22 protein-coding genes, 1 tRNA gene and 1 pseudogene are annotated in these 23095 nt (G+C 66.6%); 10 read left to right on the top strand and 14 right to left on the bottom strand.

The features are described from left to right. Window positions 1–8 precede the first annotated feature (8 nt). Window positions 9–983 carry an ABC transporter substrate-binding protein gene (locus AC5P66_RS14535; RefSeq protein WP_099495151.1) on the top strand — a complete coding sequence of 325 codons (975 nt, stop codon included), beginning with the start codon at window positions 9–11 and terminating at the stop codon, window positions 981–983. 79 nt (window positions 984–1062) lie between these two features. Here the strand turns inward: AC5P66_RS14535 and AC5P66_RS14530 are convergent, their stop codons facing one another. Together AC5P66_RS14530 and AC5P66_RS14525 are read right to left on the bottom strand one after the other, a co-directional pair. Beyond that, window positions 1063–4182: a discoidin domain-containing protein gene (locus tag AC5P66_RS14530; protein ID WP_099495152.1), complete on the bottom strand. Its 3120-nt coding sequence runs from the start codon at window positions 4180–4182 to the stop codon at window positions 1063–1065. A 163-nt stretch (window positions 4183–4345) separates the two neighbouring features. Further along, window positions 4346–5422 (bottom strand): MBL fold metallo-hydrolase, encoded by a 1077-nt coding sequence (locus AC5P66_RS14525; protein ID WP_099495153.1) that lies wholly within the window; start codon window positions 5420–5422, stop codon window positions 4346–4348. 104 nt (window positions 5423–5526) lie between these two features. On the opposite strand from AC5P66_RS14525, the gene AC5P66_RS14520 reads away from it, so the two are divergent. Next, entirely contained in the window at window positions 5527–6138 is a 612-nt protein-coding gene (locus AC5P66_RS14520) for a TetR/AcrR family transcriptional regulator (RefSeq protein ID WP_049413835.1), read from the top strand. On the opposite strand, the gene AC5P66_RS14515 is transcribed toward AC5P66_RS14520, so the two are convergent. Beyond that, complete coding sequence (locus AC5P66_RS14515; RefSeq protein ID WP_099495154.1) at window positions 6135–8081, bottom strand: EAL domain-containing protein; 1947 nt, start codon at window positions 8079–8081, stop codon at window positions 6135–6137. The two genes, AC5P66_RS14520 and AC5P66_RS14515, sit on opposite strands and share 4 nt — an antisense overlap. A gap of 88 nt (window positions 8082–8169) precedes the next feature. Further along, a pseudogene (locus tag AC5P66_RS14510) lies at window positions 8170–8459 on the bottom strand (SDR family oxidoreductase); the annotation flags it as partial. 140 nt (window positions 8460–8599) lie between these two features. On the opposite strand from AC5P66_RS14510, the gene AC5P66_RS14505 reads away from it, so the two are divergent. Continuing rightward, window positions 8600–9403 (top strand): APH(3')-II family aminoglycoside O-phosphotransferase, encoded by an 804-nt coding sequence (locus AC5P66_RS14505; RefSeq protein ID WP_099495155.1) that lies wholly within the window; start codon window positions 8600–8602, stop codon window positions 9401–9403. On the opposite strand, the gene AC5P66_RS14500 is transcribed toward AC5P66_RS14505, so the two are convergent. Continuing rightward, on the bottom strand, window positions 9376–9801 hold the full coding sequence (locus AC5P66_RS14500; protein WP_049413833.1) for a DoxX family protein: 426 nt from the start codon (window positions 9799–9801) through the stop codon (window positions 9376–9378). The genes AC5P66_RS14505 and AC5P66_RS14500 overlap by 28 nt on opposite strands. A gap of 144 nt (window positions 9802–9945) precedes the next feature. Between AC5P66_RS14500 and AC5P66_RS14495 the strand changes: the two genes are divergently transcribed. The 3 genes from AC5P66_RS14495 (at window position 9946) to AC5P66_RS14485 (ending at window position 12671) form a co-directional block, all read left to right on the top strand. Then, window positions 9946–10536: a TetR/AcrR family transcriptional regulator gene (locus AC5P66_RS14495; RefSeq protein ID WP_099495193.1), complete on the top strand. Its 591-nt coding sequence runs from the start codon at window positions 9946–9948 to the stop codon at window positions 10534–10536. After that, window positions 10533–11567 (top strand): heparan-alpha-glucosaminide N-acetyltransferase domain-containing protein, encoded by a 1035-nt coding sequence (locus AC5P66_RS14490; protein ID WP_495216450.1) that lies wholly within the window; start codon window positions 10533–10535, stop codon window positions 11565–11567. Before AC5P66_RS14495 ends, AC5P66_RS14490 begins: the two co-directional genes overlap by 4 nt. A gap of 99 nt (window positions 11568–11666) precedes the next feature. After that, complete coding sequence (locus tag AC5P66_RS14485) at window positions 11667–12671, top strand: phosphotransferase (protein ID WP_495216449.1); 1005 nt, start codon at window positions 11667–11669, stop codon at window positions 12669–12671. Between the two features lie 111 nt (window positions 12672–12782). Here AC5P66_RS14485 and AC5P66_RS14480 read toward each other — a convergent pair whose 3' ends face one another. The 7 genes from AC5P66_RS14480 to amaB all read right to left on the bottom strand — a co-directional run bounded on the left by AC5P66_RS14480 (window position 12783) and on the right by amaB (window position 19388). After that, entirely contained in the window at window positions 12783–13670 is an 888-nt protein-coding gene (locus tag AC5P66_RS14480; RefSeq protein WP_014646917.1) for a DMT family transporter, read from the bottom strand. A gap of 32 nt (window positions 13671–13702) precedes the next feature. Then, window positions 13703–14764, bottom strand: a complete 1062-nt coding sequence (gene murB / locus AC5P66_RS14475) for a UDP-N-acetylmuramate dehydrogenase (RefSeq protein WP_495216448.1) — start codon at window positions 14762–14764, stop codon at window positions 13703–13705. Between the two features lie 8 nt (window positions 14765–14772). After that, entirely contained in the window at window positions 14773–15828 is a 1056-nt protein-coding gene (locus AC5P66_RS14470) for a quinone-dependent dihydroorotate dehydrogenase (protein ID WP_049440130.1), read from the bottom strand. A gap of 8 nt (window positions 15829–15836) precedes the next feature. Further along, entirely contained in the window at window positions 15837–16607 is a 771-nt protein-coding gene (locus AC5P66_RS14465) for a class I SAM-dependent methyltransferase (RefSeq protein ID WP_414485752.1), read from the bottom strand. 4 nt (window positions 16608–16611) lie between these two features. Next, window positions 16612–16896, bottom strand: a complete 285-nt coding sequence (locus AC5P66_RS14460; protein WP_049440134.1) for a DUF4190 domain-containing protein — start codon at window positions 16894–16896, stop codon at window positions 16612–16614. 108 nt (window positions 16897–17004) lie between these two features. Then, window positions 17005–17814 (bottom strand): SDR family NAD(P)-dependent oxidoreductase, encoded by an 810-nt coding sequence (locus tag AC5P66_RS14455; protein ID WP_495216447.1) that lies wholly within the window; start codon window positions 17812–17814, stop codon window positions 17005–17007. A 41-nt stretch (window positions 17815–17855) separates the two neighbouring features. Next, window positions 17856–19388: an L-piperidine-6-carboxylate dehydrogenase gene (gene amaB / locus AC5P66_RS14450; RefSeq protein ID WP_049413822.1), complete on the bottom strand. Its 1533-nt coding sequence runs from the start codon at window positions 19386–19388 to the stop codon at window positions 17856–17858. Between the two features lie 183 nt (window positions 19389–19571). Between amaB and AC5P66_RS14445 the strand changes: the two genes are divergently transcribed. The 4 genes from AC5P66_RS14445 to AC5P66_RS14430 all read left to right on the top strand — a co-directional run bounded on the left by AC5P66_RS14445 (window position 19572) and on the right by AC5P66_RS14430 (window position 21468). Next, window positions 19572–19648, top strand: a tRNA-Arg gene (locus tag AC5P66_RS14445). Window positions 19649–19844: 196 nt separating this feature from the next. Then, on the top strand, window positions 19845–20270 hold the full coding sequence (locus AC5P66_RS14440) for a hypothetical protein (protein WP_312559294.1): 426 nt from the start codon (window positions 19845–19847) through the stop codon (window positions 20268–20270). Beyond that, window positions 20267–20626 (top strand): hypothetical protein, encoded by a 360-nt coding sequence (locus tag AC5P66_RS14435; RefSeq protein WP_312559293.1) that lies wholly within the window; start codon window positions 20267–20269, stop codon window positions 20624–20626. Before AC5P66_RS14440 ends, AC5P66_RS14435 begins: the two co-directional genes overlap by 4 nt. A 377-nt stretch (window positions 20627–21003) precedes the next feature. After that, window positions 21004–21468 (top strand): GNAT family N-acetyltransferase, encoded by a 465-nt coding sequence (locus AC5P66_RS14430; protein ID WP_495216446.1) that lies wholly within the window; start codon window positions 21004–21006, stop codon window positions 21466–21468. A 26-nt stretch (window positions 21469–21494) separates the two neighbouring features. On the opposite strand, the gene AC5P66_RS14425 is transcribed toward AC5P66_RS14430, so the two are convergent. Both AC5P66_RS14425 and AC5P66_RS14420 read right to left on the bottom strand, forming a co-directional pair. Beyond that, complete coding sequence (locus AC5P66_RS14425; protein ID WP_049413819.1) at window positions 21495–21854, bottom strand: response regulator; 360 nt, start codon at window positions 21852–21854, stop codon at window positions 21495–21497. Further along, window positions 21844–23007, bottom strand: a complete 1164-nt coding sequence (locus AC5P66_RS14420; RefSeq protein WP_414715559.1) for a two-component system sensor histidine kinase NtrB — start codon at window positions 23005–23007, stop codon at window positions 21844–21846. The genes AC5P66_RS14425 and AC5P66_RS14420 overlap by 11 nt, the downstream gene beginning before the upstream one ends. Window positions 23008–23095: the final 88 nt, after the last annotated feature.

Genomic DNA, 23095 nt, shown 5'->3' with positions numbered 1-23095 from the left:
GGAGCACCATGAGTCGTGCAGCATCGCGTCGTCCCTCGCGCAGCACCCTGTTGATCGTGGGTGTGCTGGTCATCGGCATTGCCGGTATCGTCTACTCGCGCGTGCGCCAGGCACCGGATGCAGGCACCGTGGCCGCGACCAGCCTGGCCGGCGCGAACACGGCCGTCCTGAAGGGCACGTTCGACCCGAAGGCGCAGGCGTTGATCCCCGCCGGTTATCAGTTCGTCACCCCTGGTGCGTTTACCGTAGCCACCCATCCGGGGCAGCTGCCGCTTGCCGACTACGGCACCGACAGCAAGGACGTGGTCGGCATCGAGCCGGACATCGCGCGGCTGATCGCCGATGCGTTGGGCCTGAAGCTGGTGATCGTGCCGGTCGCGTGGGCGGACTGGCCGCTGGGGCTGGAATCGGGCAAGTACGATGCGGTGCTGTCGAACGTGACGGTGACCGAAGAGCGCAAGAAGAAGTTTGACTTCTCCAGCTACCGCTACGATCTTCTGGGCATCTACACGCGCAGCGATGGGCCCATCCAGAAGATCGAAAAACCCGCTGATGTGGCCGGGCTGAAGGTGGTGGTGGGCGCCAGCACCAACCAGGATCAGATCCTGCGGCAGTGGGACCGGCAGAACATTGCGGCCGGCCTGAAACCGGTGGAGTACCAGTACTTCGATGACGCCGTGGTCGGCCGCTTGGCGGTGATCACTGGCCGCGCCGATGTCTCGTTCGAGCCCAATGCCACCGGCGCCTACTCGGCACGCGATGGCAAGGTGCGGCGCGTCGGCCTGTTCCCCGGTGGCTGGCCGAACGCTGCGGCGATCTCGGTGACCACGCGCAAGGGCAGCGGCCTGGCCGATGCGGTGACGCAGGCGTTGAACACCCAGATCGGCAGCGGCACCTACGCGCAGGCGCTGAAGCGCTGGAACGTGGCCGAGGAGGCGGTGCCGCAGTCGCAGACCAATCCGCCGGGGCTGCCGACGCTCTGATGCTACAGGAGCATCCACGCATGGCATGGATCTACAGGCGGAGTCTGCCTTCTGTAAAGCCGCGCCATGCTCGGCTGCTCTACCAACGCGCTTCCAGCGTCTTGAACGGCTTCGACAACCGCACGCCCTCCGCATCGAACGCGGTAACGTCGCGCCCATCCACACGCACCGTCTTCGGCATCGTGCGCGCCGGCCACCAGACCTTCACCGCCGTCCCACTGCGCAGGCCCTTGCCCAGCGTGATCGATAGCGTGCCGTCCTGCTGCCGCGCCTGCATCTGCAACGTGCCATACGCGGTTGGCAGGCGTTCCACCGCCAATCCATCGCCGGCCACCCACGAGGGGGGCGTGCCCGGCAGCAGCGAGAGCGCATCATCGTCTTCGCGCATCAGCATGCCGAACAGCGTGCGGCCGTATTCGGCGCCGATCCAGGTGTGCGGCATGTCGCCCAGGTAGCGCGGGAAGCGCAGGCGCGAGTGCACGACCTCGGCCAGCACCTGCCACTGAAGCGGGCGCCGGTCATGCAGCAGCCCCTGCAGCAGCTCATCGGCGACCTGCGGCTGGCCCAGGTGTACGTAACTCAGCACGTTGCGGATCTCGTACGGGGTGTAGGCGTACAGCGCACCGGGCTGGCTGCGCTTGCGCACGTCCTCCAGATAACGCGCAAAGGTGGTCCGCAGTGCCTCGGCCGGCAGTACGCTCTGCGCGCCGGTCGGGTCCAATGCAATCGAGACGCCGGTGGGGTCACCATCGCCAAGATCGGCCGACGACGGAATGAAGTCGATGCCCTTCCACGCCATCGTCGCCCGGATCGAGGCATGCAGTGCGTCGTAGAGCAGCGTGTATTGTTCGCGCGCCCAGGCTGCGGTCTGGTGGTCGCCCAGCGATTCAGCCAGCCAGGCGCCGTCGTGCCAGCCCTTCAGGCCCCAATAGTCATCCCAATAGCTGTGGGTGGGTGATGGATAGCCCTCATGGCTGATCGACGGCGCAAGGATGCCCGCGAACCGTTCCGGCGAAGGCTGGTCAGCCTTGTAACCGGGCACCAGCGTGCGTTCGCGCAGTTCCTGCAGGAAGCGCAGCGCGGCTTTTACCTTGGGCAGGTAGGCGCGCACTGTTTCTGGCCCACCATCCAGGCGTGCAACGTCGGCCACCAGAGCGACGTACTGGCCCTGGCTGTCGTACTCGATGTCCGAGCCGAAGCCGGTGTTGACGCTGCCATCGTCGTTGAGGATCGGCGAGACCAGGCCGTTGGCATGCACGCCGTGTTCGCTGTACCAGGCCAGGTAATCGCGCGCGACACGCGCTTCACCCATGCGCAGCAGCACCGCCGAGGTGGCCATGCCGTCGCGGATGAAGGAGCGGTTGTAGTTGCGCGGCCCCGGCTGCATGGCCGGGCCGGTCTGGTTGATCAGCATATAGGCGGCCTGCGCGCGCAGCATGTCCACCAGCGACGGATCGGGCAGGCGCAGGCCGACCTGACCCAGCCGTGCCTGCCAGTCCGCAGACGCCTGCGTGGCCAGTGAATCAAACGCCGCATTGGCATCGCGGGGCAGCGTGGTCAGATCCAGCGCAGGCGCTTCGGGCAGCACGCCATTGGCATCGGCGGCGGCGGTTCCCAACGGGAACGCGACCACGATGGCATCACTGGTTCCCGGCGCCAACGAGACGCGGTAGTTCAATGCAGCCGAGGCAAGCCCGTGGTCGTCGCGCGCCTGTTGCGTGGAAGGCAGCTGGCCGGCAGCGAGGGTCGCGGTGATCTCCGTTGTGCCATCCTTGCCGAATGGCGCCGCGCCCGACGCAGCCACCGGCGTGAGCGACTGCAGCAGCGTGCGGCCATTGATACGCAGGGCCTGCCCATCGATGGTCACCTCGCGGATCGGGGACAACCCGCCGTTCTGCCACGGCGGATTCATCTGCATCGGGCGCACCACGAGGCTGAGCGTGCCCTCGATCTTCGCGCTTCCCGTGTTCTGCAGGCGATGCCGCAGGAAGGTCACCGGCTGGCCACCGCGCTCGATGGCGAATGCTTCACTGCGCAGCTGCAGGCCGGGTTGCGGTGACCAGGTGGCGGAGGGCATCGGCTTCCAGCCGTCGCGCAGGGCATGCTGCATGGCCTGCCCGGCGGCGCCGGCGGGCAGGCCATCAGCACTGCGCCAGACGGGCTGCACCAGCGGTGCGCCCTTGAAGGCTTCCAGGTTGCCGTACTCGTCGAAGATCGATTTCTGTCGTCCTGCATGCACACCCACGGCCGTCCAGTAGGTCTGCTGCATCTGCAGCGAGGCCGGGAACAACGCGCGATGGGCGCCGCTGGCAACGATCTGATACCGCTTCATCGGCGTCATCACGGCTTTCGGACCGAGCACGCGCAGGCGTGCGATCTGCGGCGCAGCGCCGTCCACGCTCAGGCGGAAAGCACGTAGAGGTTGTGCCGTGTCAGCAGCCAGCCAACTCTGCCGATGATTGGCCGCCTGTGCATCGTGTGCGAGGTCCTGCCAGCGGCCCTGTGCGTCCTGCACCTGCAAGCGGGCGGCGCCGCGCTCGCCATCGGCCCAGTCGACCGCCAGACCGGCCGTGGACTGGGCGCGAGGCAGCAGGATCTCGAGCGTATGGGATCCACCTTTTCCGGCCGGAATCGCGACGGTGCCGCCGCCCTGCCAGAGCGCCGCCGCCTGCGCTGCATCGATACCGCTGAGGCGTGCGCTGAGCGTGCTGTCCAGAGGCTCCATCTCGAAGATCGACACGCCCCAGTCGGACGTGCGCTGCGGGCTGGCCAGCCGCAGGTAGCGCGCCTGCCGCGGCGCGAAGTACAGCGTTTCCACATCGCCCAGCGAATCGGCCATGGTGTACGCGGTCTGCCACTGCCTGCCGTCCAGCGAGGTCTGCAGTGAATAGCCCTCTGGGTTGGAGACATCCCAGGTGAGCCGTGCGCCCGCCAGCATCGCCGGCGCGCCCAGATCGATCTGGAACCAGTGGCCCGGACTGAATGCACCGCCGGTGACGGTCTTCGGGTCGCCGTCGATCAGGTGGCTGATCGCCATCGCCGGTACCTGCTGCGAGGAACTGCTGGCCTGCCATTGGCTGCGCGGCGGGAGCGTCTGGGCCTGTGCGGAGGACGCCAGGGCGACGAGCAGCAGGGCGGCGGCAGGGCGCAACGGGAAAAGCAGGGTGGAGACCTTGGAGCGTTCGGCGCGCAACGTCATTAAGGACTGCCTCGCAGGTTCGGCCGGAATCGGGCGAGCGCTACGCTAGCAAGGGATGTAATCGGTTACATGACGCACTGCAGCGGCGCAGACCGTTTCTGTGGTCGACGCAGCCGAGCAGGGCTCGGCTCTACATGGTTCCCGGGAGGTCAGCGCCCGCCTGTTACAGCTCCACCGTCTCCCACCAGCGCGTACCCGCCTGCGGCGCCTGCATGTCCAGCGCTTCGCCCATCATCGGCGTGGCCACCGGTACATTTTTTGCGGCCGCCAATGCGGTGATGCGCTCGAACGGCTGCTGCCATGCGTGCAGGGCCAGATCGAAGGTGCCGTTGTGGATCGGCAGCAGCCACTTGCCGCGCAGGTCCAGGTGCGCCTGCAGCGTCTGTTCCGGCTGCATGTGCACGAATGCCCAGCGGGGATCATAGGCGCCGGTCTCGATCATGGTCAGGTTGAACGGACCGTATTTCTCGCCGATGGCCTTGAAGCCGTCGAAGTAGCCGGTGTCGCCGCTGAAGAAGATGCGGAAGTCACCGTCCTGGATCACCCACGAGGCCCACAGGCTGCGGTCGCTGTCGCCCAGGCCGCGGCCGGAAAAATGCTGGCCCGGGGTGGCTGTCAGGCGCAGGCCATTGGCCTCGGTGGATTGCCACCAGTCCAGCTGTTCGACCTTGCGCGCATCCACTCCCCACGCGATCAGCTGGTCGCCGACGCCAAGCGGTGCAATGAAGCGCGCGGTCTTGCCGGCCAGCTGCATGACCGCGGCATGGTCCAGGTGGTCATAGTGGTTGTGCGAGAGGATCACACCGGCGATCGGCGGCAGCGCGTCGATGCTGATCGGCGGTGCATGGAAGCGTGCCGGCCCCATCCACTGCACCGGCGAGGCCCGCTCGGAGAACACCGGATCGGTCAGCCAGTACTGGCCACGCAGCTTCAGCAGGATCGTGGAGTGCCCCAGCCGGAACAGGCTGCGGTCCGGTGCGGCGTCCAGCGTGGCGCGGTCCAGCGGCTTCACCGGAATCGGGTGCGCGGGCACGGTCCCCTTGGGCTTGTTGAACAGAAACGTCCACCAGATCTCCGCGCCGGCCCGCAGGCCCATCGCCGGACGGGGCAGGGCATTGTGGAACTTGCCATCACGGTACTGCGGCGAATCGGGGAAGTCGGGGAGGGACCAGGATTTGCAGAAGGTGTAGGCGGTCACGGCGAGGATTCCGAGCAGGAGGACAAGGAGCAGGCGCTTCATGGGTGACGTCCGCTGAGTACACTGCACAGTGTAGTTTCGTGTTTTTCAAAAGTACACCGCCGAGTGTAAAATGGAGGCATCCGTTCAGTTATCCGGTTCCCGCCATGTCCCGTGCCCCGCAACGCCTGACCGACCGCAAACGCGACGCCATCGTGCGCGCGGCGGTGGAGGAGTTCCGTGCATCGGGCTACGAGGCGACCAGCATGGACCGCATCGCCGAGGTGGCGGGGGTCTCCAAGCGCACCGTCTACAACCACTTCCCGAGCAAGGAAGCGCTGTTCTCGATGATCCTGGAGGAGCTGTGGGAGCGCAGCGTGGCCAGCGACGCACTGCCATACCGCGCTGACCAGCCGCTGCAGACGCAGTTGCTGCAGTTGCTGGGCCAGAAGCTGGACCTGCTCAGCGATGGGAATTTCATCGATCTGGCGCGGGTCGCGATGGCCGAGATCATCCATTCACCGGAGCGTGCGCAGGCCATCGTCTGCCGCATGGGCGAGAAGGAAAGTGGCGAGAGTGCCTGGATCCGCGCAGCAATTGCCGATGGCCGCCTGCGCGAGGTGGATCCGGACTTTGCCGGCCACCAGTTGCATGGGCTGGTGAAGAGCTTCGCGTTCTGGCCGCAGGTCACGATGGGGCAACCACCGTTGACCGCGCAGGAACGTGCGCGCGTGGCCGAATCGGCGGTGGCGATGTTCCTGGGGTTCTACGCGGTCTAGCTGGCTGCGAAGCGACGGAACTCGTCGGCCGGCAGCGCCGCCGAGTACAGGTAGCCCTGGCCGACATCCACCCCGAGTGCGCGCAGCTTCTGTTCCTGGGCCAGGGTCTCGGTACCCTCGGCCACCACGATCGCGCCGCAGCGGTGCGCGACTTCGACGATGAAGCGAACGATCGACTGTGACTTGGCGTCGGACAGCGTGGCGATCAGTGCCTGCTCGATCTTGACCTCGGCGATGGCCAGCTGCGAAAGCAGGATCAGGGTTGAATAGCCGGCGCCGAAATCATCCAGCGACAGGGTGACCCCGGCTGCCAGCAGCTGTGCGATGTTGGCATCGACCGCGTCGCGCTCGACGATTTCGGTCCATTCGACGATCTCCAGGCGCAGCATCGCACCGGGGATGTCATGCAGCTGCAGCAGCTCCTGCAGGCGCAGGCCGAAGTCGGGCAGGCGCAGCGATTCTGCTGAAACATTGACTGCAATGGTCAGCGCCGCGCCGTCCCGCCGGCAGTGCTGCAGGAAGTGCACCGCCGACCGCAGCGTGGCCCATTCCAGGTCTGCCAGCCGCCCCTGCCGGCGCAGCAGCGAGATCACCCGCATCGGGGCAATCGACCGGCCTTCGCCGTCGCGCATGCGCAGCAGTGCTTCAGCGCCGACCAGTTGGCGGTCCTGCAGGCGATGCTTGGGCTGGTAGCACAGCGGCGCATTGCCCTGCTGCAGCCAGTGCTCAAGGGCCACCTCGATCAGGGCGTCGATCTCGCTGTCGCGCTGGATCGGGTCATCGAAAAACACCACGCCCGACTCGATCGCGCTCAGTGCCACGGTGATGGCGCGGAACGGAAGATGTCCTTCGTCGGCATCAGCAGGGGGCTTCAATTCAACCACTGCACAGCGGAACAGCGGCCGGAAGCCCGGCCAATCGCGGCCGACCCGATCGGCCAGGTTGCTGGCCAGCTCGGTGATCTGCGGTTGCGTGCGCAGTGTCGACAAGGTCAGGCCCCGCACCAGGATCGCCAGCGCGGCATCACCGAACTGGTAGATCTCCAGCTGCGCGGCCGACAGCGAGGGCAGCAGCCGATGCACTTCTTCGGTGCTGTCGCGCTGCCACAGGCCGTTGTCCTGCAACGGCCCGTAGCGCAGGCGCAGATCGCGCAGGTTGCCCATCTCGGCCACGATCAGGCAGGCCCTGCCGGTGCCGTCGTTGTCCCGCCAGTACTGCTGCAGGCGTTCACCGAGCGCACGCATGTTGGGCAGCCCGCTGATCGGATCGATGCGCAGCCAGGCCTGTTCGCGCTGGCGTTGCGCATCGATCTGGGCATCGTTGTAGACCAGCGCGAACACGGCGCCGAGCACGAGCAGTGAGACCGGCAGTGCCAGCACGCGCTGGATCGCCAGCTCGGCCACCGGCAGTTGATCGGCGCCAATGATCGCCACACCCAGCGCCAAACCCAGAGCGGTTACTCCGATACGCACGGACCATGCCTGCAGGATCATGCGCGGCGAGAGCTCGTTGAGCATGCGCGGGTACAGGTGCCTGCGCAGCCAGACGCCCGCCACCGTCTGCAACACGGCCTCAAGGCTGGCAGGCAGGAAGAACGGGATACCGACGAACTGGTAGCGGGCCAGCAGGGCGGCAGCCAGGCAGGCCAGGCCGCCGCGCCAGCCGCCCAGCAGGCCACTGACCAGCAGGATGTCGAAGCCCAGGTGCAGTTTGACGACACCCTGGGAATAACGGGCCACGAACCAGGAATTGAACAGGTAGATCAGGCCCAGCGCTACGCCGACATACAGGCGACGACCTTCAATGGCGTGCCCGCCGCGGCGGGTGGCGATCAGCAGTACGCCGATCATGCCGATCACTGCCGTGGCCTGCAGCAGGTACAGCGGCAGGCTGGGCAGGGCGCTGTCCAGGACCTGGGCCGAGACCCGTGAAAGCGCATCCATAGCAGGTTCCCGCCTGTGACCGACGGCCAGTGACGAGCAGGGTAAACCACGGCCGCGCGCGCGGCCACCGAGGGTGCCCTGCGGCGGAGTAGCGCGGGTCGGCGGTGGCGGGCAGCACCCGTTCGCGCACGAAGCCGGAGGATGACTGCTGCAACAGGGCGCTTGCCATGGCCACGACATCGTGGACCGGCACCTGCCCACCGTCGCCGCGCGCTGCGGCCTCGGCCACCGGCACCGACAAGGCGTCGTCGGTGTTGAGGTAGCCCAACTGCAGGCTGGTCACCGCCAGCCGGCGATCGCCGAAGCCCTCGCGCAGCGCATCGGCGATGCGTTGAGGGCGAACGTCGAGGCGCCGAACGCCACTCCCGGGCGGCCACTGCCGTCGCTGACGCAGGCGCTGGGAGGTAATGGCCTCCGACCGTCCGGTCAGCTCGCTCAGGCTGCCTGCCGCACGCGGGTCGACGTGCTCCAGGATGAGCGAGAATGCGCAGGGTCACCGGCAACAGGAATCTCCTGGCATGGACGAGCACAACGCCACCCCTGATGGCATGCCGCTGCCGTTGGCGTGGCAGAAAGCGTTGGCCGATGCGCGCATCGAGCGGCAGTCGATGGGTGTTTCGCGGGCCGACGTTGCCCGCGTGCTGCGGCCGGGCCGCCCCGATGCCTTCGTCAAGTCGGAACTGATCGACGCCTTCAGTGAGCTGGGCGATGAGATCGCGCGCCTGCGCTGGTTGCAGGCACAGGGGCAGCCGGCGCCAACGGTGATTGCCACGGCTGAAGAAGCGGGCCGGCGCTGGTTGCTGATGAGCGCGCTGCCTGGCCGCGATCTGGCCTCGTCGCCGGAACTCGCACCGCAGCAACGGGTGGAGATACTGGCCGACGCGCTGCGCGGGCTGCATGCGTTGCCGGTGGCAGCCTGTCCGTTCGATCAGCGGCTGGCCTCGCGCCTGCCGGCCGCGCAGGCGCGGGTCGAGGCCGGGTTGGTGGACGCCGATGACTTCGATGACGAACGCCTGGGCCAGAGTCCGCAGCAGGTCTTCGCCCAACTGTGCAGCACACGGCCCGATCATGAAGATCTGGTGGTCAGCCATGGCGATGCCTGCCTTCCGAATCTGATGGTGGCCGAGGGGCGTTTCAGCGGGTTCATCGACTGTGGGCGACTGGGCGTGGCCGACCGCTACCAGGACCTGGCGCTGGCCGCGCGCAGCCTGGTCCACAACTTCGGTGATACGCGTTGGGTCACACCGTTGTTCCAGCGCTACGGCGCTGTGGCCGACGAGTGCCGGTTGGCGTTCTACCGGCTGCTCGACGAGTTCTTCTGAGCCCGCGCGCGGCTGGCGATGGCCGCGCAGATCAGGCCACCGACCACGCTCAGGTGCTCCAGTGCGAAGAACATCGCCAGCTGCTGTTCCGCGCCGTGCTTGGTCCAGAAGGTATGCACGATGACGATGGTCAGCAGCATGAACACCGCCAGCGCGCCGCTCCCCAGCCAGAGCAGGCGGTCGAGCAGCAGGCACATCGAGCCGCCCAGCAGCACCCCGGCACTGGCGAGGTTGAACAGCACAGGCGGTTGCAGCCCGGCCGCCTGCATTTCGGCCACGCTGTTGTCCCACGCCAGCAGCTTGGCCAGACCCGATGACAGGAACACCACGGCCAGCAGCAGTCGGGCCAGGAACCACAGCACGCGGCTGTCGAGCAGGGCGGTGATCATCCGTGGCATGAAGTCACTCCAGGTTGGGCTTGGAACGGGCCGCGCAGCATCGGGCCTCAACCGCAGTTGAGGTCAAGGGCCGGCTGAACGGAGCTCGCTGGTGGCCGGGTTGCCAGCTTCCAGTTGGACGAACGTTCGTTCACTATTGGCGTCATGAACCGAGCCGACCGCAACGCGCAACGCAACGCGCAGATCCTGCAGGCCGCCCTGCAGTGCTTCCTCGCCAAGGGATTCCACCAGACCAGCATGCGTGACATCGCGCAGGCGGCCGACGTCAGCCTGGGCAATCTCTACAACCACTTCCCCGGCAAGGAGGCGATCATCCTTGCAGTGGCAGTGGCCGAGAGCGAAGAATTGGCGCCGTTGCTGCAGCGACTGGCCGTGGCCGACGGTGATCGCACGCAGGTGCTGGCGTTCCTGCAGGATTTCCACGCGCTGTGCAGCCAGCCGGAATGGGCGACGCTCGCCGTCGAAGTGCTGGCCGAGAGCGCACGCAATCGGGCCGTGGCCGAGGCATTTGCGGCCAATCGCAGGCAACTGCAGGCTGTGCTGGCCGAAGCCCTGCAGCAGGTGGCAAAGCGTGAACGTCGGCGTCCCGTGCTGGCCCCGGCGCTGCAGGCGCAGGTGTTGCTGGATGCCACCGAAAGCGATGCCCTGCGTCGAGGGCTGGGCGAAGCCGGTGGCACCGATGAGGCTCCGCTGGACCCTGGCCTGCTCGCGCTGCTGCTCGGTGCACGCGCATGAGCGCGGTTGACCGGCGATTACACGGCCTTGATCTGGCGCGGTATCTGGCGCTGGCTGGCATGGTGCTGGTCAATTTCCGCCTGGCAATGGCCGTGCCAGCAGAGGGCGCCGGATGGTTGGCAGTCGTCTTCCACTTTCTGGAAGGCAAGGCCTCTGCGACCTTCGTCGCCCTGGCCGGACTTGGCCTGGTACTGGCCACGCAGCGCCTTGGCTGGATGCCGGCCAGCGCGCAGACCTGGCGGCGCGCGCTGTTCCTGCTGGTGCTGGGCCTGCTCAACCTGACCCTGTTCCCGGCCGACATCCTGCACTACTACGCGGTGTATTTCGCGCTGGCGGTGCTGTGGCTGCGTGCGTCGCCACGGGTGCTGCTGGCCAGCATCGCCGGCCTCGCGGCCGGGTCGTTCTGGGCACTGCTGCACTGGAACTACAGCCAAGGCTGGAACTGGCAGACGCTGGAGTATGCCGGTCTCTGGCAATGGCCGGGCGCCGCGCGCAACCTGTTGTTCAACGGCTTCCATCCCTTGCTGCCCTGGATGTGCTTCTTCCTGCTGGGCATGCTGCTGGCGCGCCTGCCGTTGTCACAAGCGCGGGTGCAGCGTGCGTTGCTGCTGGCGGGCCTGCTGCTGATCGGCGCAGGCCAGGCCGTGCAGCAGCTTGCGCAGGGAAGGCCCTGGCAGCTGTGGCTGTCAACGCAGCCGATGCCGCCGGGACCGGCCTACGTGTTGACCGGTGCGGGCGCAGCCTGCAGCGCGATTGCCGCGTGCCTCTGGATCAGCCGCCGGCATCCGGGGGATTGGCTGGAACCGCTGACTGCAGCAGGGCGAATGACCCTGACCCTGTACGTCGGCCACATCCTGCTGGGCATGGGTACGCTGGAATGGTTGGGCCTGCTCGATGGCAGCGCGTCGCTACCGACCGTGCTGCTGTGGGCGCTGTTGTTCCTGATGCTGGCCACGGGCGCAGCGTGGCTGTGGTCGTGGCGGTTCACGCGGGGGCCATTGGAAGCGGTGATGCGGCGCGTCGCCGGCTAGCACGTCGGTCGCGCAGGCACGATGTTGTGACGGACATGTCTGTGTCGTGGCGGGCACATCTGCGATAGTTGTCGCAGATAACACTTTCCGCTTGCATCCATGTCATTCGCTTCGGCGCAGCATCTCAGCGAAGTCCTCCAGCAGTCCTATGGCATCACCGCGACCGCCGTGGTGCCACGCCCGGTTGGCGCCGATGCCAACGCCAGCGTGTATCGCATCGATGCACGGCGCGGGCAGTGGTGGTTGAAATGCCGCAGCTACCAGGTGGCCCCTGCCGTCTGGGACACCCTGCATTGGCTGCGCGGCACGCTGGGTATCGAGGAAATCGTTGCGCCCTGGCCGGCGCTGACCGGCGGGGCATCGGTGCAGCGCTGGGGCCTGCAGTTCACCCTGTTCCCGTATGTGGAAGGCCAGTCCGGTTTCGAGGCGGCATTGAGTCGCACGCAGTGGCAACGGTTGGGCGAGGTGCTGCGGCGCCTGCACGAGGCGTGCCCGCCACCGGCGCTGCAGGAAGCGCTGCCGAGCATCCGGACGGAAACCGCGGCGCTGGAGACCGTCGGGCAGTGGCTGGCCGGCGAAGGCCTGGCGGCTGCCAAGGATGGGCTGGGCCGTGCCTTCGTCTCGGTCTGGGACCAGCAGCATGCGCGCATCGCGGCGCTGCACGCGCAGGCACTGCAGCTGCACGCGGCGTTGCAGGATGTGCCGGTGCGGCTGCACCTGTGCCACACCGACCTTCATGCCGGCAATCTGCTGATGGGCAATGACGGCGGCCTGCACCTGATCGACTGGGATGGCTTGTCGCTGGCACCGCGCGAGCGCGACCTGATGTTCATCGGTGGCGCTGTCGGCGGGCGCTGGGGCCGCGAGAATCCGTTGGGATTCGAGGAGGGCTATGGCAGCGACCGCGGCGACCCTCGCTGGATTGCCTGGTACCGTCACTGGCGCATCCTGCAGGACCTGATCGAGTTCCAGCAGGTCCTGCTGGGCAGCGATGGAGAGGATCGTTCGCCGCAGCTGCGCCGGCAGTCGCTGCACTATCTGAGCGAGCAGTTCGCACCGGGCAATGTATTCGACGCGGCCGAGCGGGTGTATCGCGCGCTGTAGATCCCACGCCATGCGTGGATGGCATTTCCTACGATGAACCCTCACGCTGCGCGGCGGGTCGGGCATGGCCCAAATCTACAGGGGCGCGCGGTGTCTGCGCGGGGTGTGGATCTACTCTGCGGGCTTGGCCGCTGCAGAGGCGGCTGCGCTGGCGGCGCGGCGCGACAGTACGGCCTCGCGGTGGGCAATGTAGGCGTTGGCGGCGAGGATGATGCCGGCGCCGATGATCGTCCAGCGGTCCACGCTTTCGTTGAACAGCAGCCAGCCGAACAGCGTTACCAGCGGCAGCTGCAGGAAGCTGATCGGGGTCAGCGCCGAGACTTCACCCAGGCGCAGCGCCCGCGTCCACAACAGCTGGCCGATGGTGCCGAGCACGCCGGTGGCCAGCAGCCACAGCCAGGCCACGCCGCTCGGCCAGACCCAGACGAACAGCGCCGGAAGCAGCGACAGCGGCACCCAGAACACGTAGGTGTAGAGCACCACGGTATCGGCGCTGTCGACGCGGGTGAGCTGCTTGATCTGGATCGCCACCAGCGAACTGAGCACCGCGGCGGCCACGGCGACCAGGCTGCCCGCGGTGAAGCCGGCGGTACCGGGTCGCACGATCACCAGCACACCGATGAAGCCGACCACGACCGCGGCCCAGCGGCGCACGCGCACGGTTTCACCCAGCCACAGCACGGCGGCAATCGTGACGAACAGCGGCGTGGAGTACGACAGCGACACCGCCTGCGCCAACGGCAGGTGGCCCAGTGCCCAGAACGCGCACAGCATCGAGCCCAGGCCAATCGCACTACGCACGAAATAGCGCGGCAGCTGCTGCGTCTTCAGCGGCGCACGGCCCGGCCGCAGCAGCATCGGTAGCAACGCCAGCAGGCCGAAGGCATTGCGGAAGAACGCCACTTCCTGGGTCGGCACGTAGCGCGTGGCATAGCGGATCGCTACCGCCATCAGGCCGAACGCCATCGTACTGCCGAGCATCAACAGCGCCGCCCGCATCGGAGTGGCGCCGGGGGAGAGGGCGGGAGTGTTCACCACTGTGCGCCGAGCAGGCGGGGCTCCGGTTCGATCGGCACGCCGAACTTCTCCAGCACCGAGGCCGAGATGCGGCGCGCCAGCGCCAGCAGCTCAGCACCGCTGGCATTGCCGTGGTTGACCAGCACCAACGCGTGGCTTGGCGCCACACCGGCATCACCTTCGCGGAAGCCCTTCCAGCCGCAGGACTCGATCATCCAGGCCGCCGAGACCTTGCGCTTGCCGTCCTGCTCGGCCGGGAACACCGGCAGCTCGGGGAAGTGCTGCAGCAGCACGTCGACCTGTTCCAGCGGCAGCACCGGGTTCTTGAAGAAGCTGCCGGCATTGCCCAGCACGTCCGGGTCGGGCAGCTTGCGGCGGCGGATCGCGATCACGGCATTGGCCACGTCCACTGCGCTCGGCAGCTCCACGCCCTGTGCCTGCAGTTCCTCGCGGATGCCGGCGTAGTCCATGCGCAGATCGTGCAGCAGTGGCAGCTTCAGTTCGATGGCGGTGATCAGGTAGCGATCGGGTTGCTGCTTGAACACGCTGTCGCGGTAGGCGAAGCCACACTGTTCGTTGTCCAGCCGTACCCAGGCCTGTTGCTGGCAGTCCCAGGCCTCGACGGCCTGGATGAACTCGCCGACCTGCGCGCCATAGGCGCCGATGTTCTGGATCGGCGCGGCACCGGCGGTGCCGGGAATCAGCGCCAGGTTCTCCAGCCCGGACAGGCCTTCCTGCAGCGACCACATCACCAGGCCATGCCACGGCACGCCGGCGCCGGCACGGATCACGGCATGGTCGGCGCGGTGTTCAAGGAAACTGATGTCACGGTTGCCGAACACCAGTACGGTGCCCTGCAGGTCCTCGGCGATCAGAACGTTGCTGCCGCTGCCCAGCACCAGCAGTGGGTCGCTGGCCACCTCGGGCAATGCCAGCACCTCCGGCAGCAGCGCGGCATCGTGCAGTTCCAGCAGCTGCGCGGCGCTGGCCTGCACGTGGAAGGTATTCAGCGCCTGCAGCGGCGCATTGCGGGTGAGCGTCCAGCGCAGCGGGGCGTTGCCGTCGATGGTATCCATGGGCGCGCTCACAGCGGGGCCACCGCGCCGCGGCTCGGCGCTTCGCGGCGGCGACGGATCGCCTCGACGCATTCGGAAACCAGCGCCGGTCCACGGAAGATCAGGCCGCTGTAACACTGCACCAGTGCGGCACCGGCCGCCATCTTGGCGACCGCATCGGCGCCGGACAGGATGCCGCCGACGCCGACCAGCGGCACCGATTCGGGCAGGCGCGCGCGCAGGCGGCGCAGCACGAGCGTGGACTGCTCCAGCACCGGTGCACCGGACAGGCCGCCAGCCTCATTGGCCAGCGGATCGCCGGCCACCTTGCTGTGGTCGATGGTGGTGTTGGTGGCGATCACGCCGTCCACCTGCAGTTCGCCCAGCACGCGGGCGGCGGCGTCGATATCGCGTTCGCTGAGGTCCGGCGCCACCTTCACCAGCATCGGCACGCGTCGGCCGTGGCGGGCAGCAAGGTCTTCCTGGCGGTCGCGCAGCTGGCTGACCAGCTGGCGCAGCGCGGTCTCTTCCTGCAGCTCACGCAGGCCGGCGGTGTTGGGCGAGGAGATGTTGACGGTGATGTAATCGGCCAGCGGGTACACCTTGTCCAGGCAGGCGATGTAATCGTCCACGGCCTGTTCGTTGGGGGTGTCCTTGTTCTTGCCGATGTTGATGCCGAGCAGGCCGCGGCGGTTGCGCGCGCGCTCGACGTTGCGCACCAGCGTGTCCACGCCCGCGTTGTTGAAGCCCATGCGGTTGATGATCGCGTTGTGTTCCGGCAGCCGGAACAGGCGCGGTTGCGGATTGCCGGCCTGCGGGCGCGGGGTGATGGTGCCGATTTCGACGAAGCCGAAGCCGAGCGCGAACAGTGCATCGATGTGCTCGCCATTCTTGTCCAGGCCGGCGGCCAGGCCGACCGGATTGGGGAAGGTCAGCCCGAACACCGTGCTGGGCATCGGCGCGATGCGTGCGGCCAGCAGCGGCGTGGTGCCGGTGCGATAGGCCAGGTCCAGTGCGGACAGGCCGAGGCCGTGGGCGCGCTCGGCGTCGAGCGAGAACAGGAAGGGGCGGGCAAGCGAATACATGCGTCGGTTCAGTCCAGCGTGCCGAGGAAGGCTCGGGTTCGATATTCAAAAGCGACCTGGCCGTCCACCGCATGGGCGGCGAACAGGTCCTGCAGAGCGTCGATCATCGGCGCGTGGCGAGGATGACCGGATTGGGGTGCGTAGGAGGAGGACAGCAGGCGCCCGCGCAGGGCGTCGAAGTCCAGATGCTGCACGTTCGGCAGCTCTACCCTGCCGCGCAGCCCGGGGCCGAACCAGGCCTGCATGGTGGCATCGTCCTGGTAGCGTTCGGCCACGGCGGTGTAGTCGGTGCCGTAGTCCAGCAGCAGCTGTTCGTAGCCGATCAGGAACGGGCTGGCATCGAGCAGGCGCGAGTTCCAGTAGATCAGTGCCTGGCCACCGGGGCGCAGGATGCGCTGCCACTCGGCGCGCACCGCCACGGTGTCGAACCAATGAAAGGCCTGCGCGACGCTGACCAGATCGATGCTGGTGTCCTCCAGGCCAGTGGCCTCGGCACGGCCATCGACAGCGGAAAAGTCCGGATACTGCGGCGCCAGCCACTGTTCGGCGGCGGCGCGCATGGCAGCGTTGGGCTCGACCGCCACCAGCGGATGACCGCTGGCGAGAAACGGGCGGCTGGAGATGCCGGTGCCGGCGCCGATGTCGGCGACACGGGCCTGGTGGCTGACGCCCATCGGGCCGTGCAGCCAGTCCAGCAGTGCGGGCGGGTAGTCGGGCCGGTAGCGGACGTAGTCGGCGACGCGGCTGCTGAAGCGTTCAGTGCTGTCGGAGGCGGTCATGGCGTCAGTTCGACACCGCCGCCAGCCATGCCAGGCCGCCGAAGAACAGGATGAAGACCAGGATGGCGGCAAGCACGGCGCCGACCATGACCCAGCCCAGCACAAGGCCGGTGAGTGCCATGCCATCGCCTTCCAGTTCATGCGGGCGGCGGCGGATCTCGGCGCGGGCCATGTGGCCGGTGATGATGGCGACGATGCTGGCTACGAAGGGCAGGACGGTCCAGCTGGCGATGCCCATGACCAGGCTGACCACGGCCAGGGCGCTTGTCTGTCGGGGTGCCACGCTCATCGGGTCCTCCTTGGCAGTGTGCACATGATAGTGCCTCTGCCCGGGCAATCCCATGCCCAGCGGTTGCGGACGCGCCAACCAGGGTTGGCCGCGACCGGCGGGCCGGTGTCAGCCCATCAACACCTGGCCGCCATCCACGTTGAGCACGCTGCCGGTCACCCAGCGCGCCAGCGGCGAGCACAGGAACAAGGCGGCGTCGGCGATCTCGCGCGGGTGGCCGAAGCGGCCGAACGGGATCTTCGCCAGGGTGCCGTGGTACAGCGCGGGATCCTCGATGCGGCGACGGTCCCAGAGCCCGTCATCGAACTCGATCGAGCCCGGTGCGATGGCGTTGACCCGGATCCGGTCCTTGGCCAGCGCCAGCGCCTGCGAGGTGGTGTAGTGCGAAAGCGCGGCCTTGGCAGCGGCATACGGCGCGCCACCGGGGCGCGGCTGCTGCGCGGCAATCGACGACAGATTGAGGATGCAGGCATCGCCGGACGCACGCAGCCAGGGCAGTGCCAGGCGCGAGGCACGCACGGCCGCCATCAGGTCGATCTGCAGGCTGGCGGCCCAGCCCTCCTCATTGTCGGCCATGCCGTAGCCGGTGGCATTGTTGACCAGCACGTCGATACCGCCGAAGGCATCGGCGGCGGCCTGCAGCCAGGCCTGGATCTGGCCGGGGTCGGCCAGATCGGTGGAAAACGCATGCAATGGCGTTCCCTGCGCCCGTGCATCGGCGCACAGGGCCTCCAGGCCGGCCTGGCCGCGCGCACAGACCGAGACCTGCGCACCGGCACCGGCAAAGGCCAGTGCCATTTCACGACCAATGCCCTTGCTGCCGCCGGCGATGAGCACGCGGCGGCCGGTGAAATCAATCACCGGCTTGCCAGCCTGTAGCGCCGAGCCAGGCTCGGCTGCACTTCCTGCGGTGTTCATGGCCCGTCCTGCCGAGCATGGCTCGGCACTACAAAACAGCGTTACAGGTCGAACTTGATGCCCTGCGCCAGCGGCAGCGAATCCGAATAGTTGATGGTGTTGGTCTGGCGGCGCATGTAGACCTTCCAGGCATCCGAGCCGGACTCGCGGCCACCGCCGGTGTCCTTCTCGCCACCGAAGGCGCCGCCGATCTCCGCACCGGACGTGCCGATGTTGATGTTGGCGATACCGCAGTCGCTGCCGGCGGCCGACAGGAACTTCTCGGCGGTCTTCAGGTTCTGGGTGAAGATCGAGGAGGACAGGCCCTGCGGCACGCCGTTCTGCATGTCGATGGCTTCGTCGATGCTGTCGTACGGCATCACGTACAGGATCGGTGCGAAGGTCTCGTGCTGGACCACGGCGTCGCTGTTCTTCAGGCCCGTGACGATTGCGGGCAGCACGAAGTTGCCGGCGCGGTCGATGCGGGTGCCGCCGGTCTCGATGGTGCCGCCGGCCGCCTTGGCCTGGGCGATGGCATCGAGGAACTGCTGCACGGCGCCTTCGCTGTTCAGCGGGCCCATCAGGTTGGCGGCATCGGTCGGGTCGCCGATCTTGCCTTCCACCTGCTTGTAGGCCTTGACCAGGGTGGACAGCACGTCAGCGTAGATCGAGCGGTGCACGATCAGGCGGCGGGTGGTGGTGCAGCGCTGGCCGGCGGTGCCCACGGCGCCGAACACGATGCCCGGCACGGCCAGCTTCAGGTCGGCGGTTTCGTCCAGGATGATCGCGTTGTTGCCGCCGAGCTCCAGCAGGCAGCGGCCGAGGCGGCGTGCGACCTTCTCGTTGACGGTGCGGCCGACCTGGGTCGAGCCGGTGAAGCTGATCAGCGGCACGCGGCGGTCGTCGACCATCTTCTCCGACAGCGCGGTGCCGGCATCGTTGATCAGGAAGAAGATGTCCGGGAAGCCCGCTTCGCGCAGGGCGTCGTTGCAGATCTTCAGCGAGGCGATGGCGGTCAGCGGCGTCTTGTTGGACGGCTTCCAGATGCACACGTCACCACAGATGGCGGCCAGGAACGAATTCCAGCTCCACACCGCGACCGGGAAGTTGAAGGCCGAGATGATGCCGACCAGGCCCAGCGGGTGGTACTGCTCGTACATGCGGTGCCCGGGGCGCTCGGAGTGCATGGTGTAGCCGTACAGCATGCGGCTCTGGCCCACGGCGAAATCGGCGATGTCGATCATCTCCTGTACTTCGCCATCGCCTTCCGGCTTGCTCTTGCCCATTTCCAGGGCAACCAGCGAACCCAGGGCGTCCTTGTGCCTGCGCAGTGCTTCACCGCACAGGCGCACGGCTTCACCGCGGCGCGGCGCCGGCGTGGTACGCCAGACCTTGAAGGCTTCCTGGGCGCGGGCGACGACGGTCTCGTACTCGGCCTCGGTGGTGGCGCGGACCTGCGCGATCGGCTCGCCGGTGGTCGGGTTGACCGGGGTGATCAGCTCACCGCTGGTCGCGCTCGACCACTCCCCGTTGCCCAGGTACGTGCCAGCGTTGATCGCGTCCAGGCCAAGGGACTTGAGCAGCTCGGAAGACATGCAGACTCCTGTGTTTCGTTACGTTGTTTGGTGCCATCGCGGGCAGGTGGGGGACGCGATGAACTGAATCGCCGATGGTAGCAGAGCGCCCCGACCGGCCATGGTGCAACGCGCCAGCCGAACCGGGCCGGACATGAATGCTTGGAGGGCAGGGCACGTTGGCTGTAAACTTCCCGGCTGCATGGCCCCGTAGCTCAGCTGGATAGAGCGTCCCCCTCCTAAGGGGAAGGTCGCCCGTTCGAATCGGGCCGGGGTCACCATAAATCAATTGCTTAGGCGTGATGTAGCGTTGGGCGCTTGGTAGGAATTGCCTACTGTCGGCCGTTGGCTGGCACAGTTGGCACAGCAGGATCGAGGTGCGCTGTCATGGAAGCCAGGATGGGCTCAGGGCAATACCGTGCCGATGGGCTATCCCGGTTTGAGAGGGTTGAATTGGAGCCGTGCCGGGGGTAGCAGGTGTTCGAAAAAATCCTTTCCATTCTGGCGGACATTGCGACAATTTCTGCGTCGGGACTCGCATTTTATCTTTTTCTTGCGAAGGGTTCTGAAATTCGATCAATGCTCCGGGCTATAGCGAACTTCGCACATCAAGGTAGTCTTGGCGAAATAAGACAAAAGCTCGACGTAATTGCATCGCTTCGGGTGCATGACGACCAAGATGAGATCGTGAGTGTCTTTCATGACATTTGCGGACAGATCGATGGAAATCCAAAGCTCAAGGATCACTTCGACGCGATAACTAAGAAGGTGCGTAAGCACGCCGGTGGACGACTGACTCTTACGGAGCCCCAAAAGCGCGCGTTGGTAAGTGAACTGCGAGAGAAACTTCGCCACTCTGATGTATCCAACATTGCTGACGCGATGGGAGATTCCGCAAGATGAAGATTGTGTCCGCCGTAAACGCTATGATTGCTAATTCTGAACGTATAGGCGACGTAATTCCTGGTGGCAATGGGGAGGTTTTCTTCAGATATGGTGATAAGTACAACTGGTCTATCAAGCAAGATGGCGAAGGCGTAAAGCTTTGGTTCTATCCCGGCAATCGTGAACTGCGTGAGTTGGCGCATTTCGATGGCTATGATTGGGAATCTTTCGCTGATTACGTGTTCTATTCTGCCGATGACATCGGAACTCGCGAAGCAGTGGAATCGTTTGATGAGTTGTTCCGAATTGTTTCTGAGAAGAGGTTTGGAATCGATCGGATGTTGGATGACATCATCGATAGCGCGGACTGGTGACTGAGAGCGTGGTAGGCCAACCGTTTTAGTTGACTCTCAAGCTCCTGAGTCAGAATTTGAGGGCGGAGACAGCTGCCATATCTTCAGTAGGCGTAGGTGAGCCTAGAACTTCTCCGTCGTTGCATAGTCTGCGTGGCCAGCTAGTAGCTGAATCATCCGAATGCGTCCGGCGCGGCACAAGTTTCGAGCTGATTGGCACAGCTTTGGCAGCCGGTGCCTGAGCCTTTGCTACTCCTGCTGCCGCCGTCGCCGCACTCCTAAGGGGAAGGTCGCCCGTTCGAATCGGGCCGGGGTCACCATGTTTGCGGCGCGACGTCCGCGCGCTGCCCGCGAGGCCACTCGGATATGCTGGCGCCTCGCCCCGCTTTCCGGCCGCCATGGACCACCGCCTGCAGCCCGTGCAACCCCAGGACTACGCGAGCATCGCCGGGTGGCTGGATTCGGCCGCAGCCACGCTGCGCTGGGCCGGGCCAGGCGTGCCCTATCCATTGCGACCCGATCGGTTCGAGCACGTATTGCAGTTGCGCGAACGCCCGGGGTGGGTGCTGCTGGACGCAAGCGACCAGCGCGTGGGTTTCGGCCAGGCCTGGTCCACGCAGCCGGGCACCGTCCATCTGGGCCGCCTGCTGGTTGCGCCGCAGGCGCGGGGCCGCGGTCTCGGGCGTGGGTTGGTGCAGGCGCTGATCGCGCAGGCGTTCCAGGCTGCTGCCGTTGAACGGCTGACCTTGCGGGTCTATCGGGACAATGCCGCTGCAGTTGCGTTGTACAGCTCGCTCGGCTTCGAGCCAGTGGACGCTGCATCTACGCCGGCGCTGCTGTTCATGCAGCAGGCCCGGCGCTGAGCATGGCCATGCAGGCCGGTACGCCTTCAGTCCTGCTTGAGCAGCTCGACCAGCTGGCGCAGGCGATAGGGCTTGGGCAGGAACTCCACCTGCTCCGGAAGCGGCGGCAGCTGCGAACGCGCATAGCCGGAGGACAGGATCATGCGTGCATGCGGCTGCTCACGCGCGACGTGCTCGCTGAGTTCGATTCCGGACATGCCATTGGGCATGCTGACATCGCTGAACACCACGTCGAAGCGTGCGTCGCCCTTCAGCAACGCAGCGGCTTCATGCCCGTCGGCGGTGGTGGACACCTCGATGCCGAAATCGCGCAGGGCCATGCCGATCATCTCGCGCAGATCGTTCTGGTCCTCCACCATCAGTACGCGGATCGGGTCATCGGTCATGGGTTGCATCCTCGGTTGCGGGGAGCAGCAGGCTGACCGTGGTGCCGACACCGGGCGTGGTGGACACATCGACGAAGCCGCCGCTCTGGGTAGTGAATCCGAACACCTGGCTCAGGCCCAGGCCGCTGCCCTTGCCGATGTCCTTGGTGGTGAAGAAGGGCTCGCTGGCCCGCTCGGCGATGTCGGCGGCCATGCCGTGGCCTTCGTCGCAGACGCTGAGGGTGACATAGCCGCGTTGCAGCGTGGTGTCCGCATCCGGGTCGAGGCGATGTTCCAACGCGGTGCCGATCAGGATGCGACCGCCATCGGCGGTGGCCTCCACGGCATTGGCCACCAGGTTCGCCAGGGCGGTCTGGAGCTGCATCGCATCGGTGCTCACCTCCGGCAGGCCCGGGGTGAGATGGGCATCCAGTGCCACCGTGGGCGGGCAGGCGCGTTGCAGGTCCGGCAGCCACTGCCGTACCAGCGCATTGATGTCCACCGATTCCCGGATCAGGGTCTGGCCGGTGCTGAAGGCCAGCAGCTGGCGGGTCAACAGCGCGCCGCGGTCAGTGGCTGCCTGCGCGGCATCCAGCAGCTCGGCCGCGCGTGCATCGTCACCGCGGACGCGCAGCGACAGCAGGTCCAGTGCGTTGCCGATGGTGGTCAGCAGGTTGTTGAACTCGTGTGACAGGCCGCGGCTGAGCCGACCGACCGTCTCGAACTGCTGGGTATTGCGCAGCGCACGCTGGGCATCGCGCAGCAGCCGCTGCGCCTGCCACTGCTCGGTGATGTCACGGGTGATCTTGACGAAGCCCAGCAGTTCGCCGGCCTCCAAGACCGGCTCGATGACCACGCTTGCGCGGAACGACGAGCCATCGCGGCGAACGCGCCAGCCCTCACTGGCGACATGCCCCTGCTGCGCTGCGGCGCGAAGCAGGCGCTGCGGTTCGCCGGCCTCGCGGTCGGCGGCCAGGTAGAAGCGGCTGAAGTGCGTTCCCACCACTTCATCGGCTGAATAGCCTTTGATACGTTCGGCGCCCGGGTTCCAGCTGCACACGATGCCTTCAGGATCAAGCAGGTACAGCGCATGGTCGCGCACGCTGTCGATCAGCAGTCGCAGTTGTCGGGAAGGGTCCGTCAGCACGGACGTCGTAGAGGCGGCTGCGTCCACGTGTAAATAAGTGTTACCCCTGTGAGGGACGTGAAGCTAGGCACTCAAGTGTGAAGGATGCGTGCACGCCTGACACGTGCCATTGGTC

This window comes from Stenotrophomonas sp. YJH_SMC_122 (assembly GCF_059369535.1).
Note: the sequence above shows the minus strand (reverse complement) of the source record. Positions and strands in the feature narration are given on the sequence as shown.